A 24,859-nucleotide genomic window follows, 5' to 3' on the forward strand; every position below is an offset into this window, starting at 1 on the left:
ATTTGTTCAGACGCACTCTATCGCACGTTTCAGGCCCTCTACCGGAAAAAATTTGAACCCTCTCGATCACCTTTTCAGTTCACCAAATACATTTTCCGGTTGCAGCCCTCGAAACGCTCATTTCTTGGTAGTCTGAAAGGGCGGGATGCCGAGGGCTTTCAACGTACTGCCGCTGATCCGAGTAGTACGTCCGATATCGCTGTTGTATAGCATTTACACAAGGCCCTGTGATGAATTATATAATTCGATGAAAGACGCAGTTGATGATATCAAGAATGACGAACAGAATGAAAAAGAACCTGACCGAGATATAGACTGTTGACAATGAAGAAAACTGCTCACGAGTTACAGCAGCAAGCCAATGACGTTCGAGGATCCAATCGACTCGTCTCCGCGGGAGATCTGTATACAGCAGCAGCACACGAGTATGCCGGAGCGGTCACAGAACACATCTTCCCAGAACCTGACTCGACGCCAGGTGCAGTGAGTATGTTACGACATGCCGCGATGTGTTATCGAATCGCGGATGACGATTTCCGGACACAGAACCGATGCGATATGGGCATCTTGCTCGCTGAAGACTACTTCGAGTACATCGAGCGCCAAGAGTTCGGCCCCCAGTCGTTCGGAGCGTTCCGACGGGGTGCGTGGCCCGAATTTATCGGGGATCTTCGGACGATTGCACAGCGAAAAAACGCCGAAGAAGCGTATGACCGGGCCCACGAGATATATGAATCAGCCGGTGACTACCAAATCTCGACCGGTGAACAGGAACATATGCGACTCACGGGCTTCTTCCGGAACGTCCGTCTGGGACTCGGCCACGATATTTCCGATGACGCACTCGAACACCAGCCGATGGGACCATCGACGACCGACTGGCTCGAATACAAGCGCGAACGCCTTCCCGAATATCTCGATCAACTGGACGCACAAGGTGAGTGGCCTCTCGAATAGCATTCCGGGAGAGATTCACCCGATAGCACCGAATACCGTCTCAACGAGAGGTACAATGTTGTCAGGAAATATATGATGGCGGAGATCGATATATCGAGTAAAAAGGACCAGACGCCGGAGCATAATCCGGACGATAGGTTTCTGACGGGAATTGCAGTATCACGGAATACAAGTAACGCTGCAGTGAGTGCTTCCAAAGCGAACGGGCGAAAGCGTTCGAGTGGCGCAGTCTCCGTGTTCGATCGTTCCAGACACCGCTACGTCGTAAGACGGTTTTACGAAGCTGAATTGAATTGCAGTGGTGGTGTGCAGACACGAATTCTGGTGGGGCGTGATGTTTTGCCGATCCACGTCGTACTCGTCGTATGGCTACCTACGAGCGGTCGGTCGTCGTTCGCGCACCCTTCGAAGACGTCTGGGAGTTTCACGCGACGATCGACGGACTGGAAGCGCTAACACCGGGATGGACGAACCTCCGCGTCGAAGCAGTGCGTGGCCCCGACGGCGAGACTGACCTCGAGGAGATGGTTGCAGGCACGAAAGCGACGGTGTCATTGCGTCCCTTCGGGATCGGGCCGCGCCAACGAGCGACGACCCGTATTGTCGAACGCGAGCGATCAGCCGACGACGGGTACTTTGTCGACGAGATGACCGGCGGTCCCTTCGCCCGCTGGCGACATACCCACCGCTTCGAGGCCGTTCCGGGTGGCACACGAGTGATAGACCACGTCGAGTACGCTCTCGCCGGTGGCACCGTCGGTCGACTCGCGAGTCCGCTCGCAATCGTCGGGTTCGAGCCGATGTTCCGGTATCGCCACCGACAGACGAAAGCGCTACTGGAGTAGGCGGGCCGGACCACACGGGCGATCGAAGCCGTTGGTGGTACTGATCCGACGCAAGTCCCAACAGCTAAACGAACGCGTGCCGATCCACCGCCGTGTCGCGTTCGCTCGATCGCCTCGCCGGGTCTGTCCCGCCGACGACGGGACTGGTGATCGCCGTCCTCGCTGTCTCGACCAGTGCAATCTTGGTTCGCTGGAGTGGGGCCCCCTCGATCGTCGCTGCGTTCTATCGCGTGTTGTTCACGACGTTGCTTCTCGCGCCGGTGGCAGTCTGGCGAGGGCGCGACGCGTTCGGACGCCTTTCGTGGCGCGATCTCGGCGGCGGTGCGCTGGCCGGAATCGCCCTGGCGGTTCACTTCGCTGCCTGGTTCGAGAGCCTTGCCTGGACGAGCGTGGCCGCCTCCGTGACGCTCGTTCAGGCCCAGCCCCTGTTCGTGGCCGCTCTCGCACCGTTCGTCCTCGACGAGCGAGTCGCCCCTCGGACGCTCGCCGGGATCGGCGTTACCGTGACCGGCATGGTTCTCATGTCGGCGGCGGATCTGCTCGGTGCGGCCGTTCTCGGGCCGAACCCGACCTACGGGAACGCGCTGGCGCTCCTCGGAGCACTTGCGATGGCGGGATACGTCCTCGCTGGACGATCGATCCGCCAGCGACTGGCCCTGCTTCCGTACGTGATGGTCGTCTACGCGGCCGCCTCGATGACCCTGCTCGCGTTCGTCGCGCTCGAGGGCGCGCCACTGGCAGGGTATCCGCCTCAGGAGTGGCTGCTCTTCCTCGGGATGGCAGTTGGTCCGGGCGTCTTCGGGCACACGGTCCTCAACTGGGCGCTGGCTCATCTCGAATCCAGCGTCGTCAGCGCGTCGCTGCTCGGCGAACCGGTCGGATCGACGCTGCTGGCGCTCGGTCTGCTCGGTGAGGTTCCTGGGTCGACGACGGTCCTCGGTGGTATCGTCGTGCTCACGGGGATCGTACTGACTACGCGGGCGCGAGGACACGGGGGGTAGGGGGTGTCGAGGAAAGAACGGCCGACTCAATCGGCGGCGTGCTTCTCGATCTCGCCTTTGACCGCCGCGGCGTCGAAGTCGTGATCCGGGCGGATCGTGACGAAGTCGAGGAACTCCCGGGCTTCGAGTAGGGCGTCGACACCGAGACGCTCCGTGGCGAGAGAGACTGTCTCGCGGGGGCCAAGCAGTGGCGTGAGCACGCCCAGGGCGCAGGCGACGTCGTAGGCCCGCGCCTCGGTGATTCCGTCGCGGATGCTCGTCGCGTCGATGAAGTAGAGGTCGCCGTTCGAGACGAGTACGTTCTCGCTTCTGAGGTCGCCGTGGGCGAGTTCGGCTGCATGCATCCGATCGAGCGCGTCGAAGAGATCGGGCGCGAGGCCCCGAACCTCTCGGGCGTCGAGTTCTTCGAACGACCGGAAGGCGGGAACGTACTCGAGGACGAGCACGCCCAGTCCGTCGACCTCGAAGGCCTCTCTGGGTTCGGGAACGTTCAAGCCGACCTCGGCCATCCGGCGAGTGGCCTCGAGTTCGTGCTCGGCCATCTCCAGGGGCGTCCCGAAGTGCTCGAAGAAGCCTTCGGTCCCGCTGGTGAACGCGCCGACGTTGCGACCGGTCGTCAAGATGGCGTGCAGCAGCGAGTGCTGTTCGGAGATGGCCTTTACGAAATACCGATCGTTGACCACCATCGGCGTCGACAGCCAGTTGTCAGCGTCGAGGAACTCCACGCGGCCCGCCGGCTCGTCGTACCGCTCGAGGACCTCGCGGACGACGGCTTCTAGGCGCGGCCAGGCGATCTGCCCGCGCAAGAGCCGGCGAAGTGCCATGGATAGAGAGGGGGCCGGTCGACGCTTGAGGCTTTCTGTCGAGTCCGCCCGCCGTTCGAGACGCCCGCTTGCCTCACTCGTCGAATTCGCTTGCGAGCAGGCCGTAGCGATGGACGTCGATGCGCTCGCCGCGGACGAACGCGTGCTCGCGGAAGACTCCTTCGCGTTCGAACCCGACGGATTCGAGGACGCTCTCCGAGGCCTGGTTGTCCGGATAGACGTTCGCATAGACTTTCTCCAGGCGGCGATCTTCGAACCCGTAGCGAACGATCCGGCGGGTGGCGTCGGTCGCGTAGCCGTTGCGTTGGGCGTCCGGGTGGACGTAGTACCCCAGCTCGGCGATCCCCCAGACGTCGTTGACCTGGTTGAGGCCGATCGTGCCGACGGGATCGCCGTCAGCGCAGATCAGTAGATGGATGTCGTCGTCCTCGGTGAGGCTCCCGATCCACTCGCGTTCGTCCTCGACGGAGAGCGGGTCGACAGCCGCGAGCGTCGGCCAGACCTCCGGATGGTTGATCGCCTCGGCGAGGAACCCCGCATCTTCCTCTTCGATCGGTCGCAACGTGACGTTCTCGCCCCGCAGGAACGTCGGTCCAGGCATAGCTAGCGCTCCCGACCCCGTATCATACATATCTTTCGGGCCGACCTGCTGACAGGGCGAATCGGACCCGACACGTCAAAATGTTCGGGAGCCCCGAATCAACGTATGGGCACGCCACAGGACTCCCGCGAGAATCAGGCCGAGACTGTCATCGATCGACTGCACGACGAATATCCCGACACGACCATTTCATTGAACTACTCGAACCGGCTGGAACTTTTGGTGGCAGTTGTCCTCTCGGCACAGTGTACCGACGAGCGGGTCAACGAGACCACGCCCGACCTCTTTGAGACGTACGAATCAGTCGCGGACTATGCGGACGCCGACGAGGAGCAACTCGCCGAGGACATCTACGGCATTACGTTCCACAACAACAAAGCCGGATATCTGAAGGGGATCGGCGAGCAGCTTCGTGAGGAACACGACGGCGAAGTCCCGGATACGATGGACGCCCTGACCGATCTCCCGGGTGTCGGACGGAAGACGGCGAACGTCGTCCTCCAGCACGGCCACGACGTCGTCGAGGGAATCGTCGTCGATACGCACGTACAGCGACTCACTCGTCGCTTGGGACTCACCGAGGAAGAACGGCCCGAAGCCATCGAAACGGATCTGACGGGCATCATCCCCGAGACAGAGTGGCAAGAGTTCACACACCTCATGATAAGCCACGGCCGGGCGGTCTGTACGGCTCGCAATCCCGACTGTGGGGAGTGCGTGCTGGCGGACGTCTGCCCATCCGAGCGCGGCGATAGCGACGTCGATCTGGCGAGCGGCGAGCCCTGGACGTGACGGGCGTCACCCGAACGGATTGTACTTGAGGGCGTACCTGAGCAGGCCAGTCAGATAGGCGAGCAGCCACAACGCGGTGTAGCCCACCACGCCGATCCGCAGGCGTCCACGCCAGTGACCGAGGTCGTGCTCCTCGTCGTCCAGCGCGTCGAGTTCGAAGTCGGTGGCGCCCCGGAACTCCGCCGAGGCCCACTTCGCGCGGAGGATCCGGACGATCCCGGTCGCCGCAAGGACGAAGAACGCGTAGGCCTGGACACCGAGGAACGCGTGGACGACCGCGACGCCGCTGGTCTGGCCCCAGAACTTCGGGATCATCCAGGCGACCAGCGGGACCGTCGTCAGCGCTAGCCCGAGGGTCACGACGACGAGGTGGCGTTTGAGCACGCCCCACGTGATGGGATCGCTGACGATCATGAGCCAGGCGCCGTAGAGGAAACAGGGCAAACTGAGCGTGACGGCTACGAGGACGACGAGTGCGATCGTGCTGTCGGGGATCCCAGCCAACACATCGACGAGTGTGCCGACACCCGGGATCGAAACGCCGACGACCGCGAGTTGCTCCATCGAGGCGGGATTCGGGCGGGACTCGCTAAAACATGGCGAAGGTAGCCCACATCCTCATTCAAACGACGCGGCGCGCTTCCGCAATCATACGAAGGGAAGCCCGCACCCTCGACCAGAACCGGTAAGCCGTCGTGGCCCCAACGTCCGCCGATGACACCCGCCCGGTCCGCCGACGGGGATCCGGAGCAGGAGACCGACGCAGCGTCGAGTGCTGAGGAAGAACCCTCACTCGCGGAACTCCGCGAACAGGTCGAGGCCGAGTACGACTTCGAGAACTTCGGCCCGGGGGACATGGCGGAGATGGAACCACGGGAGTGGGAGGCGGCGTTCGATCCCGGGACCTGGATCACGGGGGATCGGCTGCTGGATCGCCTCGAGGCTGACCTCCGTCAGCGGGTCGCAGACCGGGACGTCTTTGCGCGGGTCGAACGAGAACCCGACCGGCTGGTTGCCTACTCCGATTCGAGTTACGCCGTCGTCCACTCGGACGGCACGATCGAGGGCGACGGGACCGTCTTGCGGGACGTCAAACCTTCCCTGGCGTTGTGTTCGATGGAGTCTTACGAGGTGCCCGATCCACCGGAGGGTGATCTCTTGCCAGATCCCGAGAATGTCAGCGAGGGTGACGGTGAACTGGGGAACGTTGTCGTTCAGATCCTCTCGCTCGCCCAGTTGCTCGCCGGTCTCGCGCTGGTCGGGTACGCGATCGTGGGCGGGGGCGCGATCGCGTTGGTCACCGGGCTGGCACTGCTCGGGATCGGACTGTTTCTGCTCGTCCTGGTTGCCAACGCCCGCCTCTCGGACGCCTACCGGGCTGAGGAGTATCGTCGGCGACTGCGGGAGATCGGCGTCGGCGACGCCGATCGGCCGGCGTTCGTTCCTGATCCGGGGGAGCCACTCCCCGTCGATGCGGCCGTCGACGAGGAGGCCGATCCGGGAGACCAAACCGACGCCGACGAGACAATCGATCCGGGAGACCGGGCCGACACCGTCGGGGACCCCGTCTCTGAAGCCGAATGAGGGGAGTTCACACGACCACGGTTCGAGCGGCGACCAAATCGGCCGTATAACCGGCAAAAGGCGCCGAGGTTGGCGCTTCCGGTGGGTTTATACAAATTCGCCCCTCAGAATGGCTCACATGCACAGGCGGGACTTTCTCCGTTCGGCGGGTGCTGTCACCGGCGGGGCGGCGGCCGCTGGCGCGACAGCGTCGGCCGCTGCTCAGGAGGGCGGAGGCGGCGGGAAGCCCGATTATGGCGGGTGGTTCTCGGACGTGAGCAACTTCTCGAGCACGGAGGATCACCGGGGCCAGGATGAAGTGACGGTCGAAGTGGGCGTCGAGGGCAACGGCAACTTTTGGGCGTTCGGGCCGCCGGCGATCCACGTCGACGCCGGGACGACCGTCGTCTTCGAGTGGACCGGCGAGGGCAACGCCCACAACGTAGTGGCCGAAGACGAGTCGTACTCCTCGGGTTCGGCCGTCGCCGAGGCCGGCACCACGTTCGAGCACACCTTCGAGGAAGCCGGCATTTCGAAGTACTACTGTAATCCCCATCGCTCGGTCGGCATGAAAGGCGCCGTCGTCGTCGGTGACGACTATGCGTCCATTGAGGCAGGTGCATCAACGCCGGTCAATCCCGAACATATGGGGGTGCCTTTCCAGCCCCATTACGTCGGGATCGCGACGTTCCTGGCGTTTTCCTCGACGCTCGCCTTCACGTTCTATCTGCTGAAGTACGGCGAATCGTCCCACACCAAGGGAGGGAACAACTGATGTCGTCCTCGGATAGCGCCTACGGAGACATCCACCGCTATGAACCGCCCCGCGAAAGTATGACAGCCGCCGTGGCGATCGTCTTGTTGACGGTCGTCGAGATCGCGCTGGTCGGCGTGTTCACCTACGGCCTGATCAGCGGGTGGGGTGTCGCGAGCAACGACGGCGGCTTCGGAAACATGTTCCTCGGAACCGCGATGGCGGCCATGTTCGTCAACCTCGCGTTCATCCTTCTGCTGTATCGCAAGGAGTTCCTCCCGGACGTGATGATCGTCAAGAAACGCCGCCGGAAGTGGGAGGATCTGTACATCCGTGAGGACGATGTCGACGGCGAGTCGCTGACCGACGGCGCCGGTGAGACGTTCAAACGCGCGATCTACCCCTACATGAAGCGATAACTATGACAGGAGATCCAGACAAGTATCCGACCGAATCGGGTCGACGACGGTTCGTGAAGGGGGTCGTGGGGTCGGCCGCCCTCGGGAGCGTCGCAACCGGCGGCGCGACCGCGATCGGACTGACCACCTCTTCGAGCGGCGTCGGCGGCGGAATTACCCAGTACGTCGGGATCGCCAACATCGACGGCCCAGCACCGCGAGGGATGCCGATCATTCCGATCGAGATCGGCGACGACGGCACGATCTCGGGACGGTGGCCGGACACCAGCACGGAGACGGTCCAGGGTCAGCAGGTAACGATCGCCGAAATGGATCTCGGTGGGAAGACCTACAGCGCGTCGTGGTTCCAGTACTGTGGCGTTCAGACGTACGCCGGGATCGCTCCCGGGGCCGACCAAGACAACGCGTTCCGTGCCGTGACGGGAACCTACGACTGGCAGAGTGACATGGAAGACGGACAAGCCCTCACGATCGATGACTTCGACGATTACGAGACGTGGAGCAACGACATCGGACGGGGAGGGCTCGGCAAACCGGCCAAGGCCAGCTGGCGCTCACAGGGCGATGAGATCCAAACGATCCCGGTCCAGGTGCTCCGTAGCCCCGAGATCACGAAAATGGTCAACGGGGAAGGCGAGTACGCCGATCTTTCTGACTCGATTCGGACGTTCTTAGAGGCGGCGACGGAAAACGACGTGATGGCCTGGCTCAACAAGTGTACGCACTTCTGCTGTGTGCCCGGGTTCAAAGCCTATTCCGGCAGCGAACGCTTTGGCGCCGAAAACGATGTCTACTGTCAGTGTCATCAGTCGGTGTACGATCCGTTCCAGCCCGTCGAGCGACAGTTCACGGCGCTCCCGCGCCCAGGTGACTGACAATGAGTCTCGAACGCAAAGACGACCACGACCACGAAGCCTGGATGGAAGAGCGCGAGTTCACGCGCCTGGAGACGGTGTACCTGACCGTTCTGATGTGGCTCGATAAGCGTCTCCGGATCGTCGACTATCTCGAGATTCTGGAGAACCTTTACTACAAGGTCAACATGCAGATGCCAAAGAGCCACACCGAGCAATACGGCCTGGACAACAAGTTCTGGTACTGGTACCCGCTGTACGCACTGGGATCGTTCTCGACGCTCGCCTACATCGTCGCGGCGATCTCGGGTGCGCTGCTTGGCTTCTATTATGCGCCGGCGGCTTCGGGTTCCGCAGGGAATCCGACGATGGCCTACGAGTCGATCACGATGATCATGACGGATATCAACTTCGGGTTCATGCTCCGGAGTATCCACCGCTGGTCGGCCCAGGTGATGGTCGCCGCGGTGTTCCTGCACATGCTACGGGTGTACTTCACTGGCGCGTACAAGGAGCCACGTGAACTCAACTGGCTCATCGGGATCGTCCTGATCAGCCTGACGCTGCTGTTCGGGTACACGGGTTACCTCCTGCCGTGGGATCAGCTGGCGTTCTGGGCCGGCCAGATCGGCGTCGAGATGGCGCTGTCGATTCCGCTGATAGGCGAGTGGGCTGCCCAGCTCATCTTCGGCGGGTTCACACCGAACCCGGCGACCCTCCAGCGGATGTACATCCTCCACGTGTTCTTCTTGCCCTTTATCGTGACGACACTGATCGCCGTCCATATCGCGATCGTCTGGATGCAAGGCATCGCCGAACCACACTAACCATGACAGAGGACACAGACACCACCGAGGCACGCGCCGATGGCGGCGGGACAGGGATCGTTCCACCCGACGACGAGACGCCGACCTGGAGCGAGCGCAAGGCACGCAAACAGGGGCTGGCACGGACGACCTACGAGTACTTCGAACGTGCACGCCGCGAAGATCAGGACCTCCGTCAGGAATCGGATTACGTCGAGCGTGACGTGCTCGGCTTCCCGGCCTGGCCCCACGAGACGATCCGCAACCTCGCGCTGACGAGTTTCTTCGTCGGGGCGATCGTCTTCCTGGCATCGACGTTGCCCCCACACATCGGCGCGCCCGCCAACTCCGGCGTGACTCCATCGACTATCTTGCCGGACTGGTACCTCTACTGGTCCTTTGGCCTGCTGAAACTTGGGCCGCTGAACCCCGATCTGGCACTTTTGGGCGGCCAGAAACTCATGGCCGATCGGACGTTCGGCGTCCTGGCGAATCTGGTCGTCGTCGGCGTGATCGCGATCGTCCCGTTCCTGAACAAGGGCAGCGCCCGCCGACCGGTCGAACAGCCCTTCTGGGCGTCGGTTGGCGTCTTCGGCGTGATCCTTTCGATCACGCTCGCAGTGCTGTCGGTGAAGAATCTCTTCCCGATGGATGCCCACCTCACGTTCGATCTGACGTTCCTGGTGCCGTTCGTGGGAGCGTTCATCACGTACGCCGTGTTGAAGTCTATGCGCGAAGGGTACATGTTCGAACTCAACCGCCGGTACTACCGGCTCCGCCCACCGAAGTGATCCATGAGCCACGCGACACCCACACGACCGACCGAACCGACCGCGACCGAAGGGCGCGAAGAGACTGACGAGTCGACACCGACCGCTGATCCCGGCGGCGGCGATCGCCGAGACGTCGTCGTGCCCCTGCGAGTCTACAAGGCCATCTCGGTCTTCTCGACACTGTTGGCCGTCCTTGCGATCGTCGCCGGATTCATTGCGCTGGACATCGCGACCAACCGGGCCACAGCGGAACTCTCGGCGGTCGATCCGCTGGTGGCAATCGCCGGCCTCGGGATGATTGTCCTCGGGGCAGTCGTCTACGCGTTCTCGACGCGATTCCGTACCGAGGGCATGGGTCCCGATGGAGGTGAGACCGATGGCTGACGAGTTCATGAAGGGCTTTGGAATCTTGGTAACGGCCGGCCTGGGCTGGATGGTCGTCGCCGGCTGGTACAAGACGCCCTCGTTCCAGGGTACCCAGCTACTTGGCGAGTATCCAGAGAGTCCGGACGTGTTCAGTCAGATCGCGATCTATCTCGGCGAGGCGTTGTTTTACTTCGCCATCTTCGGCGCCCTGGCCTTCTGGGTACTCGTGCCGGCGATCAACCAGGCTCGCCAGGCCTACGACGAACGATCGTAATCGACGTTCTCTCTTCTTGGCCTTCGGAAAGCTGTCCTGCTCCCGACGACGCTTTCAGCGATACCATCAGCTTCGAGGCCTATTATTGGCTCTTTCGAGCCAAACGATTGCTCGCAGTTCGTAACATTGGCGTACTGATCGGTACTGACGGTATATGTCTCTAGATCAGGGGGTCTACTGTGACCAATACTCACTCCGTCGATGGACGATACTGCCCAGTATAATGCAAGGTGGCGCCTCCGCCCGCAAGTCAATCGGGACCGAAGGTCTCTGTGACCATGCAACGGGCGCTGTAGACCCGTGAGCAGATTGTGGGACGTTGAACGTCGGCGAATATGAGCCTGCCGCCGACGGCGGCCAACGAGATCCATGCGAAAGCCCCAGTGACGACCCTGGGTCGTCTCATCGTTAGAGCTCGTTGATGGAAGCCTCAACGAAGCGAACGGCGATAGCGCGGAATTTCATTTTGGAGACCATTCGAGCGGGCCTCCGTCCCGCGAGAAGAAGCCGTGAGCGAGTAAGGAGTGTAGTTTACACGACAGCGCCCCAAAGCGGTGCGATCAGGAAAAAGAGGCTCTGGTAGGCGACGTACGTGAGCGTAAGCAGCGACGCGGCAATAGCTCCCTTCGGCCGATCGATCGGGACGTCCCGACGCGCCTCTACCTTGCGCGCCTCGAACTCGAAGAAGTCGGTGATAAACAGGCCGAGGACGAGCACAGAGGTGACGATTCCAGCGTGGTGATGCAGTGTGAGGTAATAGAAGGCGGCCAATACGAGTAGGACGTTCGAGGCGGCGTGCGGGAGAAAGCGCGACATCGCTTCGGCACCACCTTTCTCAGCCGCCTTTAGGTGTTGTCTGTGAGCGAGCACCCGCGTCAGCAGGTTCACGAGCACCAGAACCAGAAGGACGTACTCGATGCTGTCACCAAGCACTGCATCGAGGGGCCCGAACAACGAAACCGGTGGCATAACCGACGCCACGGCCGGTATCCATTAGAGTGTTTCCAAACCGGCACCGAGGTGTGGTTGTTCCGTCACCGCTAAGTCTCCGTTCACTCGGCGGGAAAGAGGGGATCGACGTCGGCGTCAGCCGGGCCGCGGCCGCCGACTGTGTCGTCCGGACGCGGCCGATCAGGATCCGACCGGAACGCCGACTCGCTTTCGGGAACCACGGCCAGCGGGAGGTGACCGTCAGCGCCGACCTCGAGGCGATCGCCGACAGGAATCGTTCCCGCATCGCGACCGTCGACCAGCAACGAGACCGGCGCGTCCTCGCGTTCGACAGTCATCGACAGTGCCGGGCCGTCGGTCGGCAGCGAAACGACCCAGTGGTTTCGTTCCGTCTTGAACGCCCCGACGGGGACGACCGAGAGGCCACGGAGGTCAGGACTGAGCACGGGACCGCCGACCCGGCGGGCGTAGCCGTCGCTCCCGGCAGGTGTCGCGACTACGACGCCGTCGGCCCGGAACGTCGAGATCGGTTCCTCGGGGGTCGAGACCGCGTACTCGGAGATGTGAGCCGGTTCGCTCGTAACGGCCATTACGTCGAGCAACGCCGTCTCGATCCGTTCGTCCTCGCGGTCGACGGCGAGTACCGGCCGTTCACGGATGGTAGCTGATCCGTCGTCGAGTCGTTGTAGTGCCGTCTGGAGCGCGTCCGCGGGAACCGCTTGTAGCCCGCCCGGGACGGCGACCGGCATCACAGGTGTCGAACAGTTCTGGCGCGCGAGGTCGAGCACGGCCGCTTCGCCGACAGCAAGGACGACAGTCGCGTCGTCGAGTCCGCCGGCTGTCCCCGGGCGGACGCGTCTGCCCGCCGATTCGACCAGTTCGGAGACGGCGCCTCGCTCGTCGCCGACGACCGCGATCGGACCGGCGCCCGGATCGTCATTCATCACACGAGTCCTGGCCGTTGGCCCCCAAAAAGGCACCGCACCCGGCGGCGACCGAGCGGGAAGAGTTTTTATTCGACCCTACCGAGGGGAACGCTATGCGGGACGTGCTTTCGGACTGGCGACCGGCTATCGACGAGGCGATCGCGGAGTTGCTCCCACGGGAGATCGGGGATGCCTACCTTCGGGAGTTCTTTGGCGAGCCAACCTACCGTTACGACCCCGCGGCGATCCAGCACGCGCTCTCGGATCCAGTCTGGGACCTTCTCGATCGCGGCGGGAAACGCTGGCGGGCGGTCGTCTTTCTCCTTCTCGTCGAGGGGTTCGGCGAGGAACCCGAAGACTTCCTTCCTTATGCGATCATCCCGGAAGTCCTCCATAACGGAACGATCATCGTCGACGATGTCGAGGACAGGGCCTCGATGCGGCGTGGCGAGCCGGCACTCCACCGCGAATACGGGGTCGACGTAGCGCTCAACGCCGGCAACGCGATGTATTTCCTGCCGTTGAAGATCATCACGCGAAACCCCGCTAATCTGGACGCCGAGACCCGACTTGCGGCTTACGAGATGCTGATGTACGAACTCAATCGGACTCATCTCGGCCAGGGGATGGATATCCACTGGCACAACGAACGGGCCGTCCGGATCGACGAGGCCCAGTACTACGAGATGTGTGCGTGCAAGACGGGCTGTCTCGCCCGGATCGTCGCCAGGCTCGCGGCGATCGTCACGGGTCAATCCACGGAGGTCGAACAACAGGTCGCCAGATACGCCGAACGTCTCTCGATCGCCTTCCAGATCGGCGATGATATCCTCGACATCGAGAACACGCTGGATGAGGCGGGCGATTTCGGCAAGGAGTTCGGCAACGACGTCCGGGAGGGCAAGAAGACGCTGATGGTAATTCACGCCGCCGAGCACGCCCCCGCCGAGGACGTCGCCAGACTCGAAGAAATCCTTGAGGCCGAGGACAACACCGACGAGGAGGTCCTCGAAGCCATCGAAATCCTGCGATCGGCCGGGAGTGTCGAGTACGCTCGCGAACGCGCCCTGGAAATCGCCGACGCCGCCCGGGCGGAACTCGAGGCGGTCGACCTCGAACCCGAACCCAAAACTCGTCTCGGCGAGTTCACAACGTTCGTCGTCGAACGCGAGCAGTGAGCGGTCCGCCAGGTGTCTCCCATTGGTCCCGAATCGCCGCCAGCCGAGTCTCCCGAACGCCAACCGGACACCATTGTGCGTACCAACATATTCACTACCGGGGACATCGAACGGCTCATTATGACTGACGGCGCTACGGACCTATCTCGCCGGGACGTACTCAGATCGGCGGGCGCACTCACCGGTGCAACGGCAGCCGCGGGTGCGGCCGGAACCGCCGCCGCTCAAGAGGGCGAAGGTGGCGGCAGCGGCGGCGGGAAGCCCGATTATGGCGGGTGGTTTTCGGACGTGAGCAACTTTTCGAGTACCGAGGACTACCGCGGGCAAGACGAAGTGACGGTCGAAGTGGGCGTCGAGGGCAACGGCAACTTTTGGGCGTTCGGGCCGCCGGCGATCCACGTCGACGCCGGGACGACCGTCGTCTTCGAGTGGACCGGCGAGGGCAACGCCCACAACGTAGTGGCCGAAGACGAGTCGTACTCTTCGGGGTCGGCCGTCGCCGAGGCCGGCACCACGTTCGAGCACACCTTCGAGGAAGCCGGCATTTCGAAGTACTACTGCAATCCCCACCGCTCGGTCGGCATGAAAGGCGCCGTCGTCGTCGGTGACGACTATCCCGAGGTCGAACTCGGGGGTTCGACCGGGCCGAAAGTCCCCGAGAACGCGAAGTTGCTCGGCGTCGGCAGTGGGTTCCTCATGGCTGCGGCTCTCGGCTTCGCGTACTTCTTCATGAAGTACGGCGGAGACTACGACGAGCAGTAGAACAGACAGCGAGCGCCGTTCTTAGATCTCGATCGTTTTCTCGAGTGTGTCCGCCAGGTCAGTCCGGAGATCTCCGACGGCTTCGAGGCCGACACTGAGACGGACCAGCCCGTCGGTAATCCCCGTCTTGCGGCGTTCTTCGGCCGGCACGGCGCCGTGTGTCATCGTCGCCGGGTGCTCGATCAGGCTCTCGACGCCGCCGAGGCTCTCGGCCAGTGTGAAGATGTCCGTCTCGGAGACGAAGCGCCGAACCGCCTCGAGGGGGGCGTCGAACTCGACGCTGAGCATGCCCCCGAAGTCGTCCATCTGTGCCGCCGCGACCTCGTGGCCGGGATGTGATTCGAGTCCGGGATAATGGACGGTCTCGACGGCCGAGTGCTCGTCGAGCCACTCGGCGAGTTCCCTGGCGTTCTCGCTGTGTCGGTCCATCCTGACAGGCAGCGTTTTGGTCCCCCGGAGAACGAGGAAACACGCGAACGGGTCGGGGGTCGCGCCGACGCTGTTCTGGTAGAACCCGAGTCGTTCGTCGAGTTCGGCGTCGTCTGTGATGAGCGCGCCCCCGACGATATCCGAGTGGCCGCCGAGGTACTTCGTCAGCGAGTGAGCGACGATGTCCGCCCCGAATTCGAGCGGCTGCTGGAGGTATGGCGTCGCGAAGGTGTTGTCCACGGCCAGCAGCGCGTCGCCGTCGTGGGCCACCACAGCAACTCGCTCGATGTCCACGATTTCCAGCAGGGGATTCGTCGGCGTCTCGGCCCAGACCAATTCGGTCTCCTCGGTGATCGCCGCAGCTACGGCGTCAGGATCGGTCGCGTCCACGAAAGAGAATTCGAGATCGTAGTCCTCGTAGACGTCAGTGAATAGCCGGTGGGTTCCGCCGTAGACGTCACGCCCGACGACGACGTGATCGCCCGCCGAAAGCAGATTGAGGACGGTGTTGATCGCGGCCATCCCACTGGCGAAGGCCCGGCCGTGTTCACCGCCTTCGAGACTCGCCAAGTTCTCTTCAAGCGCCATCCGCGTCGGGTTGCCCGTCCGGGAATACTCGTAGCCACGATCTTCGCCGGGAGCGTCCTGGGCAAACGTCGAGGTGGCGTAGATCGGCGGCATGATCGCGCCCGTCTGCGGGTCGGGCTCCCACCCGGCGTGGATCGCTCGTGTCTCGAAGTCGTCGCTGTCGCCGTCCTCGTCGGTCATGCTTTGCCCTCCCATGCGTCGAAGTGGCCGTATATGTTCTTCGAGAGGTACCGTTCGCCGCCGTCGGGGAACACCGTCACGACGGTGTCGTGCGGTGCTTCGCGCTCACCAGCCGCGATTTCCTCGGCGACCTGTCGGGCCGCGACGCTCGCCGCGCCGGAACTCGAGCCGACGAGATGTCCCTCCTCGGCGGCGAGTCGCTGCACCTCGGCGTGGGCGTCCCGATCGCTGATCGTCACGAAGTCGTCGATCTCAGCGGGTTCGAGTAACTCGGTCACGTCCGGATCGTGCGTCCCGATCCCCTCGATCTTGTACGGTCCCTCCTCACGCTCGCGGCCCAGCACTTCCCCGAACGTCGATCCCGCCGGTTCGACGGCGACGACACTGACGTCCGGAACTTGCTCGCGGACGGCACGGGCGATCCCGGTTAGCGTCCCGCCCGAGCCGACGCCGACGACGACCGCACCCACCTCACCGTCGAGTGCCTCGCGGATCTCCGGGCCGGTCGTCCGGTAGTGCGCTTGGACGTTCAACGGCGTCGCGAACTGCTGTGGGACGACGGCGTCTTCGTGCTCCTTGGCGATCTCGTGGGCTCTTTGGGCGGCTGCAGCCATGCCGCCGTCCCCAGAGAAGTGGACGATTTCAGCTCCGAGTGCGTCCATCAGGCGTTCTTTCTCGACGCTGAACCCTTCAGGAACGACGAAAACTGCCTCGAGATCCAGGCGGGTCGCGGCGATCGCCATGCCAATGCCGGTGTTACCGGCCGTCGGCTCGACGATCGCCCCGCCGGGTGCGATCTTGCCGCGATCGAGGAGTTCTTCGAGGATGTGTTTGCCGACGCGATCCTTCACGCTCCCGCCCGGATTGAACGTCTCGAGTTTGGCGTACACCGGGACTGCCCCCGGTGACCCATCGAGTTCGACCAGCGGCGTCTCGCCGATGGTGTCCAGTACTGACGTCTTCGGTGTGTGGTGTGTCGTCATGTCGCTGTGGTCTCGCTGTCGCTTGGTTGTGCTCGATCCGACTCCGAGAATACGGTTTCAACAGCGACAACAACAGGACGTGCAGACGACCGGGTGAGAATCAGCAGACTCGCGGACCGATTGCCTCCGGAGCGTCGATTCACGAGACGACGGATCGGAAACCCGGACTGGCTGCAAACAGTGAGCCATCCGCCGGGTCGTTTTGAAACGATCCATGGCCGAACGTATGCGACGGCGTTTTAATGGGTTTTGATTTGCTGGTCACCGGGACAGCTCAACAGGGCCGTCGTCGGATTTTGTCGAGCGATCGACGACGTCTGACTTGTCCTCAGGGAGGACTTCTGCGCGGACGTTGGCGGGACCGATCCCGACTTGCTCGGCGACGTCCCGAGCGGTCCATTCGTTGTCGCCTGTGAACAGCATGACGTCGATGCCCCGCTCGCGGAGGGCGGCGACGACTTCCTTCGCATCCCCCTTTACCGTGTCTGCGTCCACGACGATGCACGCGAGTTCGGAGCCCCTCCGTGGCTCCCAGCCCTCGATGGTCGCTTTGATCCCGTGTCCGGGGACGTTTTCGAAGTCCACGGGTTCGAGAATGTCTCTGGGCTCTACTCTTTGGCACCGTCGACGATCCTACGAGCGAGGGATGTTCGCTGCCACTCTCTGCCGCCGCGAGGCTGAGAATGTCGCCACATTTGAACAGGACGCCGTTTTATTCGTCGAACAACGGGTATCGAAGTCGGGGCGTCAATCCTCGAGTTCGGTCGGTCGGCGTTTCCTGATGGCGATGGCCATGATGGCGACGATAGCGACGATAGCGATGAGTTTCGTTCGTTTCATCACGATCATCTTCGACGGGAGACCGCATAAAGCATGCTGTTGGTTCGGCAGTATCCGGGACGAGCGACACTGGCTTCTCCGTGTGATTCTGGACCAGTATCGACCCTCGGCGTTGTTACCAGGCTACTTATCAAAGCGGACAACTGTCACGAGCACCCGACGGCCGGCGCTGCTCTCGTTCGTCCACCCCGGTCATATCCGCGTACGCCCGGCTTTCCGCCACGCGAAGGTTTAACAGGTGGTTTTGGCTAGAACATGGCGTGCCCTCGCCCGCCGAAGTGCTCGGCGTCAATCCCGGCGCAGACGAGGAGGCGGTCCACCGGGCCTATCGACGCCGCGTCAAGGACGCCCATCCCGACCAGGGTGGTTCGATCGAAGAGTTTCGCACAGTCCAGTCGGCCTACGAGGCGCTCCTCGCTGGTGATCGAGAGGTGTCAACCCAGTCGACTGGCTCTACAGTGCCCACGACGCTGTCGACAGACGTCGAGTTTGTCGACTACGAGGCGATCGCTGACAAGGACTGGTCCCTTGAGGATAACGATCTCTTCGAGAAGTGTCGAGCCGCGGGTCTGACCGGGACTGACTACGGGCAACTCACGGTCGGGCGCAACGATCCCCTTCTGGAGACCGTCGAACAGTGTGGCCGCTCCTGGCCGTATTCTTGCCGGGGCGGGGCGTGTGCCAACTGTGCGGTCGCCGTTCTGGAGGGTGAATTGTCCCAGCCGGTCAATCACATCCTCCCCGAAGAGGCGATCGATCGCGGTATCAGGCTGTCCTGTGTCGGACGACCACTGACGGACACGCTCAAACTCGTCTACAACGTCAAACACCTCCCCGCGATTGCCGACCTCCGACTCCCGCCTCGTCCCGCCGATCGCCGAACGAGCGATTAAACCGTCACTCGACGATGAGTCAAACGACTGTTTGATCCATCGATAAATCCTTTGTAGTGGCCGTTTTAGCCAGGAGCGATGGGGACGTTATTGCCGCGCCGCGGGGAGCGGACCGAAACCAGTGACGAACCGCAGGTGCTCGGACTCGACGAGGAAGCGGCCGACGAGGCCTTCGCTGCGCTGTCCTCCGAGACAGCCCGTCGAGTCCTGGCGCTGATCTACGAGGACCCGACGACGCCCGCGCAGATCCGCGATGAGATCGGCACCTCACTGCAGAACGTTCACTACCATCTTGAGAAATTGGAGTCCGCTGACTTGATCGAGTCTGCCGGCACGGACTACTCGTCGAAAGGCAACGAGATGACTGTCTACGCGCCGACCAACGAGGCGCTGGTGCTCGTTGCCGGTTCACAGGAGGAACGATCCCTGCTGAAACGAGCCGTCGCCCGCGTATTGGCCGGCGTTGGCATCCTCGCCGGTGGTGCGGTGGCGTTCGGGTTCGCCATCCAGCGATTTGTTACTGATACGACGACCCAGTCAGGGGGCGGCATGGGGACGATGAGCGTCGAGACGGGGGACACTGCAACGGGAGGTGCCGAGCCGTCGCCGTTGCTGGCCGATCCGGCGGTCGCGTTCTTCCTTGGTGGCGCGTTCATCCTCGCCCTCGTCGGGGTCTGGTGGTACGCCCGCAGCCGATAGGAACGCCACCGTCGATAATTAGGGTTCTCAGGCCGGATAGCAAGTGGTTTGGGTGAGGCGGATCAACCGTCGCGCGTATGGACGTACAGTCCATCTCTGAACTCGGTGCCGAACAGCGACGCGCGCTCTTCGAGCGAGACTCCGGCATCGGCGAAATCCGCGAGGATGTCGCCGACATCGTCGGGCGCGTCCATCGCGAGGGCGACGCCGCACTCGCGGAGTTCTGCCGGCGCTTCGACGACGTCGAGGTCGAGGACTTCGAGATCACCGAGAGGGCCGCCGAGGCCTACGAATCCATCGACGAGGACGTCCGCCAGGCGATCGAGACCGCCGCCGAGAACATTCGCGTGTTCCACGAGCGTCAGGTCCCCGAAGACTGGTCCGTCGAGACGGCGGACGGTCGAGAACTCGGCCGGAAGTACTACCCGCTCGAATCGGCTGGCGTCTACGCCCCGGGTGGGACCGCAGCCTACCCATCGAGCGTGCTCATGGGCGTCGTGCCCGCGAAGGTCGCCGGCGTCGAGCACGTCGCCGTCGCGACACCGCCCGCCGAAGAGATCAACCCAGTTACGCTGGCGGCGATGCACGCCGCCGGCGCGGACGCAGTCTACCAGATCGGCGGCGCCCAGGCAATCGCCGCATTGGCTTACGGCACCGAGTCGATTGACCCGGTGGACGTGATCGTCGGCCCCGGCAACCGGTGGGTCACCGCCGCGAAAGCCGAAGTGCGGGGCGACGTCCGTATCGACATGCTCGCCGGTCCCAGTGAGGTGCTGACGCTGACTGACGACATTGCGGACCCGGAGATCGTCGCCGCCGAGGTCGTCGCCCAGGCCGAACACGACCCCAACGCCGGCGTCGTCGCGGTGACACCCGATGCCGACCACGCCGCGGCCGTCGCCGAGGAGATCGACCGACAGGTGCCACAACGCGAGCGTGAAGACATCGTCCGCGAGGCCCTGGCCAACGATGCCAGCGGTGTCTTCCTCGCCGAATCGATGGACGAAGCGGTCGCGTTCAGCGAGGACTACGCTCCGGAACACATCTTCGTCCACGCCGCGAACGAACGCGATCTGCTCGAACGGATCACCAACTACGGGTCGGCGTTCGTCGGCGAGTTCACGCCCGTCGCTGCCGGCGACTACGCCAGCGGGACTAATCACGTCCTGCCGACCGGTGGCTCGGCGTCGATCGCTAGTGGCCTCTCCGTGGACGATTTCGTCCGCCCGGCGACCTACCAGCAACTCTCCGAAGAAGGGCTAGAAACGCTCCGTGAGACGATCACGACGTTAGCCGAGGCGGAGGGACTCGAAGCACATGCCCACAGCGTCGAGACGCGCTTCGAGGAGTGAGAGAACCCGTCCGTGACCGGTGTTGGGATTGACAACCTATTTTGCGTTGGCTTTCGGATCCGTAAGGCATGGATGCTGATAGCCTGGGCTGGCGTCTCGACGCCGTGTTGTTCCTCTCGGTGGTTAACTTGGCCGTCTTGGTGGGTATCGGATTCAAGTACGCGTTCGACGAAACTTTCGCGGTAGTCGTGTTCGCTGGACTGATCGGATACGGCCTCTTTCGTCGCTGAAACGGCCATCGAACGTCGCTCAGGGATTGTCGTTCGTCGACTCTTGTTCCCAGACACGGAACCCCTCGCCCGTCGCCTCGCCGAGTTGCCTGGCCTCGCCCTTCGCTTCCAGCACAGCCGGTGGCTCGAAGCGCGGGCCGAGTTCGTCAGCTAGCTCTTCCATGGCGACCAGGCGATCGTCCAGTCCCGATCGATCGGCACTGGCGAGCGGTCCTTCGACGTGACCGAACCCGGCCTCCATCACGGCATCTATCTCGGCGGGGGTCGCCACGTCAGCCTCGACCGCACGCATAGCCTCCGCTTGCAGGGCCAGCTGGAGGCGCCGCGAGAGTAGCCCCGGAACGTCGTGGACGGCGACGGGCGTCTAGCCGAGTTCCCGGACGAACCCGGCGGCGGTCTCGACCGTCCGATTGTCGGTCTGATCGGCGCGGACGATCTCGATCACGCCCGGCTCGCCGTCGGTCGTGACCGTCGATAGCCCCACGGCCCGCCCAGGCCGTTCGAGGCCGACCGCGATCGCTGTCATCTCCGCCCGGTCGACGCAGGTCCCGAGCATGGCGTCGGCACCGATTTCCTCCTCGATCGCGGCCAGTCGGTCCCGAACAGTTTCGATGTCGCCGCCCCGGGTTTCGATCACGACATCGGCCCCGTCGACGGCAGTTTCGAGGTCGGTCGTGCCGTCGATCCGATCGAGGCGGGCCGCAGGCTGGGGCTCGGCGGCCGCGCCGAGTGCCTCCTCGATCGCGTCGATGGCGTCCATGACGGCGGTCGCCTCCGATCCACAGAGGCTGATCGCGGGCGGATCCCCGGCGGCCTCACCGGTCCCGTGTCCGGATCGGGCCGTTCCCGAGACGGCCGCTTTCGCGAACTGTCTGGCAGCCTCCTCGGTGCCGATGATCGCGACGTTCATGGGCAGACAGTCGACGCGATTCCCGATAAGAGTTTGTCCTCACTCACTCACAGCTAGCGGGTGTACGAACGTCTCGGGGTCGACATCGGTCGATTGGAGCGCCCGAAGCCCGTTCAACGCGATCAGCCCGAAGCCGACCTTCGCCACCACGTCGATGTACGTGATGACCAGCGAACTCGTCTCGGCGTCCATCAATCCGTACCCTGTCGGAGCCAGCACCCAGATGATCGGATAGACCAGCCAGAGGACGATGACGAAGTTCCGGAGCTTCCGGTAGAGGCCGGCCTGCACGACCGATAGGTCCTCGGCGCTGTCGGACGCCTCCACGACCAGCAGGTAGACGACGCCGACGAACGCCAGGCTGCCCGCAAGGAAGAATATCTCTTTTAACGGCGTGGCGAGCAGTGCCCCGATGAACCCGAACACAATTGTCGCAGCCTGCAGACCGACCGCCGCCCCGATCACCCGTCGGCTGGCACCGGCTATCACGGCGATGAACAGGACGTGCAGCGGCGTCGTCAGCAACCAGTCGACGTAGCGGGGGATGAACACTGCCGTCCCGGCGCTTGCATCGAGTGCGCCGATCCCGAGTGCCATCAGTCCGTAGGCGACCGTCGCGATGAGCGTGACGATCACCACGTCAGCGTACGTACGGTACCACTCGCGGGGCAGGACGACGAACCCGTAGGCGAGTCCGATGCTTCCCAGTGCCATCCCGAGCGTGCCCAGCGTGAACCAGAGTGTGATGTCGATCTCGATCATGGGTTAGTCCTCCATTGCGGTCGCCGTCCGGGCGTTATCGGCGCCGGAGCGATCGACCTCGAAGCGTGCGAGTAGCGACTCGAGTTCGTCGGATCGCTGGCGTAACTCACCGGCCGACTCAGAGACCTCCGCGATCGAATCGGTCTGTTCGTCGGCCGCCGACGCCACCGTGTCGGCCTCCCTGGTCGTCTGCTGGCTGATCGCCGCGAGGTCGTCGACCATCGTCATCACCTGCTGAGCGGTGTGTGCCTGATCTTCGGTCGCGTCGTCGATTTCCTGGATCCCCCGATCTGCTTCTTCGGCGTGTTCGACGATCGTCTCTAAGGACTCGACGGCTTCAGTGACGGTTTCGACCCCTTCGCTCATCCGTTCACTCGTTGACTCCATCGTCTCGACTGTTTCGCCGGCCTGGTCCTGGATAGCCTCGATACGGGCCTCGATGTCGCCGGCAGCGTCTTTGGTCTCTTCGGCCAGTTCCTTGATCTCGTCGGCGACCACGGCGAAGCCTTCGCCGCCGCCCGAGTGGGCCGCCTCGATCGAGGCGTTGATCGCCAGCATGTTCGTCTGGTCGACGATCTGTGTGATCAGGTCGACGATCTCGCTGATCTCCTCGACGTCGTCGTCGAGTTCGTTGATCGCCTGTCTGGTGCGTTCGGTCTCTTCCTCGATGGCGTTCATCTCCGTGATGGCCTCCTTGGCGGCCTGTTGACCGGTCTCGCCGACCTCGGCGGCCTCCCGGGAGGTGGAAGCGACCTCCTGGGCGGAACTGGCGACTTGCTGGGCCGACGCCGAAAGGTTCTCCATCTCGTCCGCGATGTCCTGGAGGCGCTCGCTCTGTTCGCTGGCGCCGTCGAAGATCTCCTCGATCGACTGGCTGACTTGCTCGCTGGCTTCGCTCACCTGGTCGGCGTTGCGCCGGACCGTGTCACTCGAACGAGCTACCTCGTCGGCGAATGCCTCGACGTCCGCGACAGTCGCCTCGAGAGCCGCGAGCGCCTCGTTGAGCTCTTCCCCGACGGTCTGCATCGCCTCGTTGTCGCTTTCGGGGTCCACTCGGCGGGTGAGATCACCGTCGGCGACATCGTCGAGGACGGCCCCGTACTCGGCGGCTTTGGTCTCCAAGTGTGAAGACAGTGCCTCCATTTCCTCGCGTTCTCGTTCGGCCTCCTTTCGGGCCGATTCGGCGTCCTCTTGGGCGGATTCGGCTTCCTCCCGGGCCGACTCGGCTGCAGCGATCTGCTCGCGTAACGAGTCGCGCATGTCCGAAAGGGCTGCGTACAGCGATCCGATCTCGTCGTCGCGTTCGCTCGTGAGGTCGACGTCGAGATCGCCCCTGCCCATCGCTTCCGCCCGATTGGCCAGCTGTCGGAGAGAAAGCGCCGTGTTCGATCCGACGGTGACGCCGATCAGCCCGAGGTTGATGATCGCCAGCAACACCAGACCGAGCAGGTCGGCGTTGATCTGGTTCGTGAGCGCGTACGCCCGATCGGCGGGCATGTGCGTCATTACCGTCCACTCCAGCGTCGACAGCTTTGCCATCCCCATGACCGTCTCGCCCTCGCGGTCGAAGGCAACGTCGCCGGCCGAGAGGCTTCCGACGTCGTGTCCCGATGTGGTCAAGATCTTGCTCGCATTGGGGTGGGCCACGTACTCGCCTGCCTCATTGACGACGACAGTCGACGTGTCGTTCTCACCGGCGAGTCCTTCCGCGCGTTTCTCCAGGTCGACCATGTAGACGAGTGCGCGGTCCTCGGCCCCCTCGACGGGCGAGATCACGGCGACGATCGGGTGATCGACGATCGGGACCGAGAACGGGTCAGTGACGTGGACGTCGTCGGGTCCATCGAACGTCGGCGGGTCGGTGGCGAATGCGGCACCCTGCTGGGCCGGATCGAGGCCGACCATCTCGTCGCTCGAACTGGTCAGAAATTCCATCTCGGCCGTGTTCAGATAGTGGACGGCGACCACGTCTTTCGGGACGTTCTCGCTCTCGATCATCCGATCGAGAGCCGGCTTGATCCGGTCGACGTCGTCGGACGCAAACACGGGCAGTTTCGATGTCGTCCGCACGTCATCCGTCACGGCCGACACCCACGTGTCGAGGTGGGCAGCCTGGGCGTTGGCCTGACCCGTGAGATCGCGTTCGACATCGTCCCGGAGTTCACCCGATGTCTGCGCGCTGATCACCACGCCAAACGCGAGCATTACGAGGATCGCAAACGCGAGCGCGACACCCAATCGCGCGGTGTATCGCTCGCGGACGATGGCGGGGAGTAAACCAGAGCTATCGCCTGACATTATCGTGTTTCTCGGGGCAGTTGCCCGTAAAGGTCCGCACCCAATTTTC

Annotated in this window: 28 protein-coding genes and 2 pseudogenes; 18 read left to right on the plus strand and 12 right to left on the minus strand. The window is 63.3% G+C overall.

All coding sequences use genetic code 11. The features are described 5' to 3' along the window. The first annotated feature begins 558 nt into the window (after window positions 1–558). The 3 genes from BN2694_RS00820 (at window position 559) to BN2694_RS00830 (ending at window position 2,803) form a co-directional block, all read left to right on the plus strand. Window positions 559–957 carry a hypothetical protein gene (locus tag BN2694_RS00820; protein ID WP_167879928.1) on the plus strand — a complete coding sequence of 133 codons (399 nt, stop codon included), beginning with the start codon at window positions 559–561 and terminating at the stop codon, window positions 955–957. A gap of 365 nt (window positions 958–1,322) precedes the next feature. Then, a complete protein-coding gene (locus tag BN2694_RS00825) occupies window positions 1,323–1,802 on the plus strand; it encodes an SRPBCC family protein (RefSeq protein WP_135661697.1) in 480 nt (159 codons plus the stop codon). A 92-nt stretch (window positions 1,803–1,894) separates the two neighbouring features. Continuing rightward, a complete protein-coding gene (locus BN2694_RS00830; protein ID WP_135661699.1) occupies window positions 1,895–2,803 on the plus strand; it encodes a DMT family transporter in 909 nt (302 codons plus the stop codon). 26 nt (window positions 2,804–2,829) lie between these two features. On the opposite strand, the gene BN2694_RS00835 is transcribed toward BN2694_RS00830, so the two are convergent. Together BN2694_RS00835 and BN2694_RS00840 are read right to left on the minus strand one after the other, a co-directional pair. Next, entirely contained in the window at window positions 2,830–3,627 is a 798-nt protein-coding gene (locus BN2694_RS00835) for an RIO1 family regulatory kinase/ATPase domain-containing protein (protein WP_135661701.1), read from the minus strand. A 73-nt stretch (window positions 3,628–3,700) separates the two neighbouring features. Beyond that, on the minus strand, window positions 3,701–4,228 hold the full coding sequence (locus BN2694_RS00840) for a GNAT family N-acetyltransferase (protein ID WP_135661703.1): 528 nt from the start codon (window positions 4,226–4,228) through the stop codon (window positions 3,701–3,703). A gap of 105 nt (window positions 4,229–4,333) precedes the next feature. Here BN2694_RS00840 and nth point away from each other — a divergent pair, with 105 nt between their 5' ends. Next, a complete protein-coding gene (gene nth, locus BN2694_RS00845) occupies window positions 4,334–5,020 on the plus strand; it encodes an endonuclease III (protein WP_135661705.1) in 687 nt (228 codons plus the stop codon). A 6-nt stretch (window positions 5,021–5,026) separates the two neighbouring features. Here nth and BN2694_RS00850 read toward each other — a convergent pair whose 3' ends face one another. Beyond that, on the minus strand, window positions 5,027–5,584 hold the full coding sequence (locus BN2694_RS00850; RefSeq protein WP_244605320.1) for a DUF7321 family protein: 558 nt from the start codon (window positions 5,582–5,584) through the stop codon (window positions 5,027–5,029). Between the two features lie 150 nt (window positions 5,585–5,734). Here BN2694_RS00850 and BN2694_RS00855 point away from each other — a divergent pair, with 150 nt between their 5' ends. The 8 genes from BN2694_RS00855 (at window position 5,735) to BN2694_RS00890 (ending at window position 10,829) form a co-directional block, all read left to right on the plus strand. After that, window positions 5,735–6,604: a DUF7319 domain-containing protein gene (locus BN2694_RS00855; RefSeq protein WP_210408890.1), complete on the plus strand. Its 870-nt coding sequence runs from the start codon at window positions 5,735–5,737 to the stop codon at window positions 6,602–6,604. Between the two features lie 118 nt (window positions 6,605–6,722). Next, entirely contained in the window at window positions 6,723–7,358 is a 636-nt protein-coding gene (locus tag BN2694_RS00860; protein WP_135661707.1) for a halocyanin domain-containing protein, read from the plus strand. Continuing rightward, the gene (locus BN2694_RS00865; protein ID WP_135661709.1) at window positions 7,358–7,756 is read left to right on the plus strand and encodes a DUF7318 family protein; all 399 of its coding nucleotides are present in this window, start codon (window positions 7,358–7,360) and stop codon (window positions 7,754–7,756) included. Before BN2694_RS00860 ends, BN2694_RS00865 begins: the two co-directional genes overlap by 1 nt. 2 nt (window positions 7,757–7,758) lie before the next feature. After that, the gene (locus BN2694_RS00870; protein WP_135661711.1) at window positions 7,759–8,631 is read left to right on the plus strand and encodes a ubiquinol-cytochrome c reductase iron-sulfur subunit; all 873 of its coding nucleotides are present in this window, start codon (window positions 7,759–7,761) and stop codon (window positions 8,629–8,631) included. A gap of 2 nt (window positions 8,632–8,633) precedes the next feature. After that, window positions 8,634–9,437 carry a cytochrome b gene (locus BN2694_RS00875; RefSeq protein ID WP_135661713.1) on the plus strand — a complete coding sequence of 268 codons (804 nt, stop codon included), beginning with the start codon at window positions 8,634–8,636 and terminating at the stop codon, window positions 9,435–9,437. A gap of 2 nt (window positions 9,438–9,439) precedes the next feature. Further along, window positions 9,440–10,207 carry a cytochrome bc complex cytochrome b subunit gene (locus BN2694_RS00880; protein WP_135661716.1) on the plus strand — a complete coding sequence of 256 codons (768 nt, stop codon included), beginning with the start codon at window positions 9,440–9,442 and terminating at the stop codon, window positions 10,205–10,207. A 3-nt stretch (window positions 10,208–10,210) separates the two neighbouring features. Continuing rightward, complete coding sequence (locus tag BN2694_RS00885; protein ID WP_210408891.1) at window positions 10,211–10,573, plus strand: DUF7315 family membrane protein; 363 nt, start codon at window positions 10,211–10,213, stop codon at window positions 10,571–10,573. Further along, entirely contained in the window at window positions 10,566–10,829 is a 264-nt protein-coding gene (locus tag BN2694_RS00890; protein WP_135661718.1) for a DUF7314 family protein, read from the plus strand. The genes BN2694_RS00885 and BN2694_RS00890 overlap by 8 nt, the downstream gene beginning before the upstream one ends. A 531-nt stretch (window positions 10,830–11,360) precedes the next feature. Here the strand turns inward: BN2694_RS00890 and BN2694_RS00895 are convergent. Beyond that, window positions 11,361–11,798 carry a DUF7313 family protein gene (locus BN2694_RS00895; protein WP_135661720.1) on the minus strand — a complete coding sequence of 146 codons (438 nt, stop codon included), beginning with the start codon at window positions 11,796–11,798 and terminating at the stop codon, window positions 11,361–11,363. 83 nt (window positions 11,799–11,881) lie between these two features. Continuing rightward, window positions 11,882–12,724 (minus strand): NAD(+)/NADH kinase, encoded by an 843-nt coding sequence (locus BN2694_RS00900; RefSeq protein ID WP_135661722.1) that lies wholly within the window; start codon window positions 12,722–12,724, stop codon window positions 11,882–11,884. A 95-nt stretch (window positions 12,725–12,819) separates the two neighbouring features. Between BN2694_RS00900 and BN2694_RS00905 the strand changes: the two genes are divergently transcribed. Beyond that, window positions 12,820–13,884: a polyprenyl synthetase family protein gene (locus BN2694_RS00905; protein WP_135661724.1), complete on the plus strand. Its 1,065-nt coding sequence runs from the start codon at window positions 12,820–12,822 to the stop codon at window positions 13,882–13,884. Between the two features lie 120 nt (window positions 13,885–14,004). Next, a complete protein-coding gene (locus BN2694_RS00910; protein ID WP_135661726.1) occupies window positions 14,005–14,646 on the plus strand; it encodes a halocyanin domain-containing protein in 642 nt (213 codons plus the stop codon). A 21-nt stretch (window positions 14,647–14,667) separates the two neighbouring features. On the opposite strand, the gene BN2694_RS00915 is transcribed toward BN2694_RS00910, so the two are convergent. The 3 genes and pseudogenes from BN2694_RS00915 to BN2694_RS00925 all read right to left on the minus strand — a co-directional run. Further along, window positions 14,668–15,843 carry a cystathionine gamma-synthase gene (locus BN2694_RS00915; protein WP_135661728.1) on the minus strand — a complete coding sequence of 392 codons (1,176 nt, stop codon included), beginning with the start codon at window positions 15,841–15,843 and terminating at the stop codon, window positions 14,668–14,670. Continuing rightward, on the minus strand, window positions 15,840–16,826 hold the full coding sequence (locus BN2694_RS00920) for a PLP-dependent cysteine synthase family protein (protein WP_135661730.1): 987 nt from the start codon (window positions 16,824–16,826) through the stop codon (window positions 15,840–15,842). The genes BN2694_RS00915 and BN2694_RS00920 overlap by 4 nt, the downstream gene beginning before the upstream one ends. A 306-nt stretch (window positions 16,827–17,132) precedes the next feature. Beyond that, window positions 17,133–17,514, minus strand: a pseudogene (locus BN2694_RS00925) (HAD family hydrolase); the annotation flags it as partial. Window positions 17,515–17,926: 412 nt separating this feature from the next. Here BN2694_RS00925 and fer point away from each other — a divergent pair. The 4 genes from fer to BN2694_RS16905 all read left to right on the plus strand — a co-directional run bounded on the left by fer (window position 17,927) and on the right by BN2694_RS16905 (window position 20,840). Continuing rightward, on the plus strand, window positions 17,927–18,559 hold the full coding sequence (gene fer / locus BN2694_RS00930) for a ferredoxin Fer (RefSeq protein ID WP_135661732.1): 633 nt from the start codon (window positions 17,927–17,929) through the stop codon (window positions 18,557–18,559). Between the two features lie 78 nt (window positions 18,560–18,637). Continuing rightward, window positions 18,638–19,258: an ArsR/SmtB family transcription factor gene (locus BN2694_RS00935; RefSeq protein WP_135661734.1), complete on the plus strand. Its 621-nt coding sequence runs from the start codon at window positions 18,638–18,640 to the stop codon at window positions 19,256–19,258. 77 nt (window positions 19,259–19,335) lie between these two features. Beyond that, complete coding sequence (hisD, locus tag BN2694_RS00940; protein ID WP_135661737.1) at window positions 19,336–20,610, plus strand: histidinol dehydrogenase; 1,275 nt, start codon at window positions 19,336–19,338, stop codon at window positions 20,608–20,610. Window positions 20,611–20,678: 68 nt separating this feature from the next. After that, window positions 20,679–20,840: a hypothetical protein gene (locus BN2694_RS16905; protein WP_167879929.1), complete on the plus strand. Its 162-nt coding sequence runs from the start codon at window positions 20,679–20,681 to the stop codon at window positions 20,838–20,840. Window positions 20,841–20,859: 19 nt separating this feature from the next. Here BN2694_RS16905 and BN2694_RS00945 read toward each other — a convergent pair. The 4 genes and pseudogenes from BN2694_RS00945 to BN2694_RS00960 all read right to left on the minus strand — a co-directional run. Beyond that, window positions 20,860–21,156: pseudogene (locus BN2694_RS00945) on the minus strand (3-hydroxyacyl-CoA dehydrogenase family protein); the annotation flags it as partial. A gap of 48 nt (window positions 21,157–21,204) precedes the next feature. After that, window positions 21,205–21,750, minus strand: a complete 546-nt coding sequence (locus BN2694_RS00950) for a 3-hydroxyacyl-CoA dehydrogenase NAD-binding domain-containing protein (protein ID WP_135661741.1) — start codon at window positions 21,748–21,750, stop codon at window positions 21,205–21,207. 39 nt (window positions 21,751–21,789) lie between these two features. Beyond that, window positions 21,790–22,512 (minus strand): bacteriorhodopsin, encoded by a 723-nt coding sequence (locus BN2694_RS00955; RefSeq protein WP_135661743.1) that lies wholly within the window; start codon window positions 22,510–22,512, stop codon window positions 21,790–21,792. Between the two features lie 3 nt (window positions 22,513–22,515). After that, a complete protein-coding gene (locus BN2694_RS00960; protein WP_135661745.1) occupies window positions 22,516–24,810 on the minus strand; it encodes a methyl-accepting chemotaxis protein in 2,295 nt (764 codons plus the stop codon). Between the last annotated feature and the right edge of the window lie 49 nt (window positions 24,811–24,859).

This window comes from Halorhabdus rudnickae, assembly GCF_900880625.1.
In the GTDB taxonomy this organism is placed as follows: Archaea; Halobacteriota; Halobacteria; order Halobacteriales; family Haloarculaceae; genus Halorhabdus; species Halorhabdus rudnickae.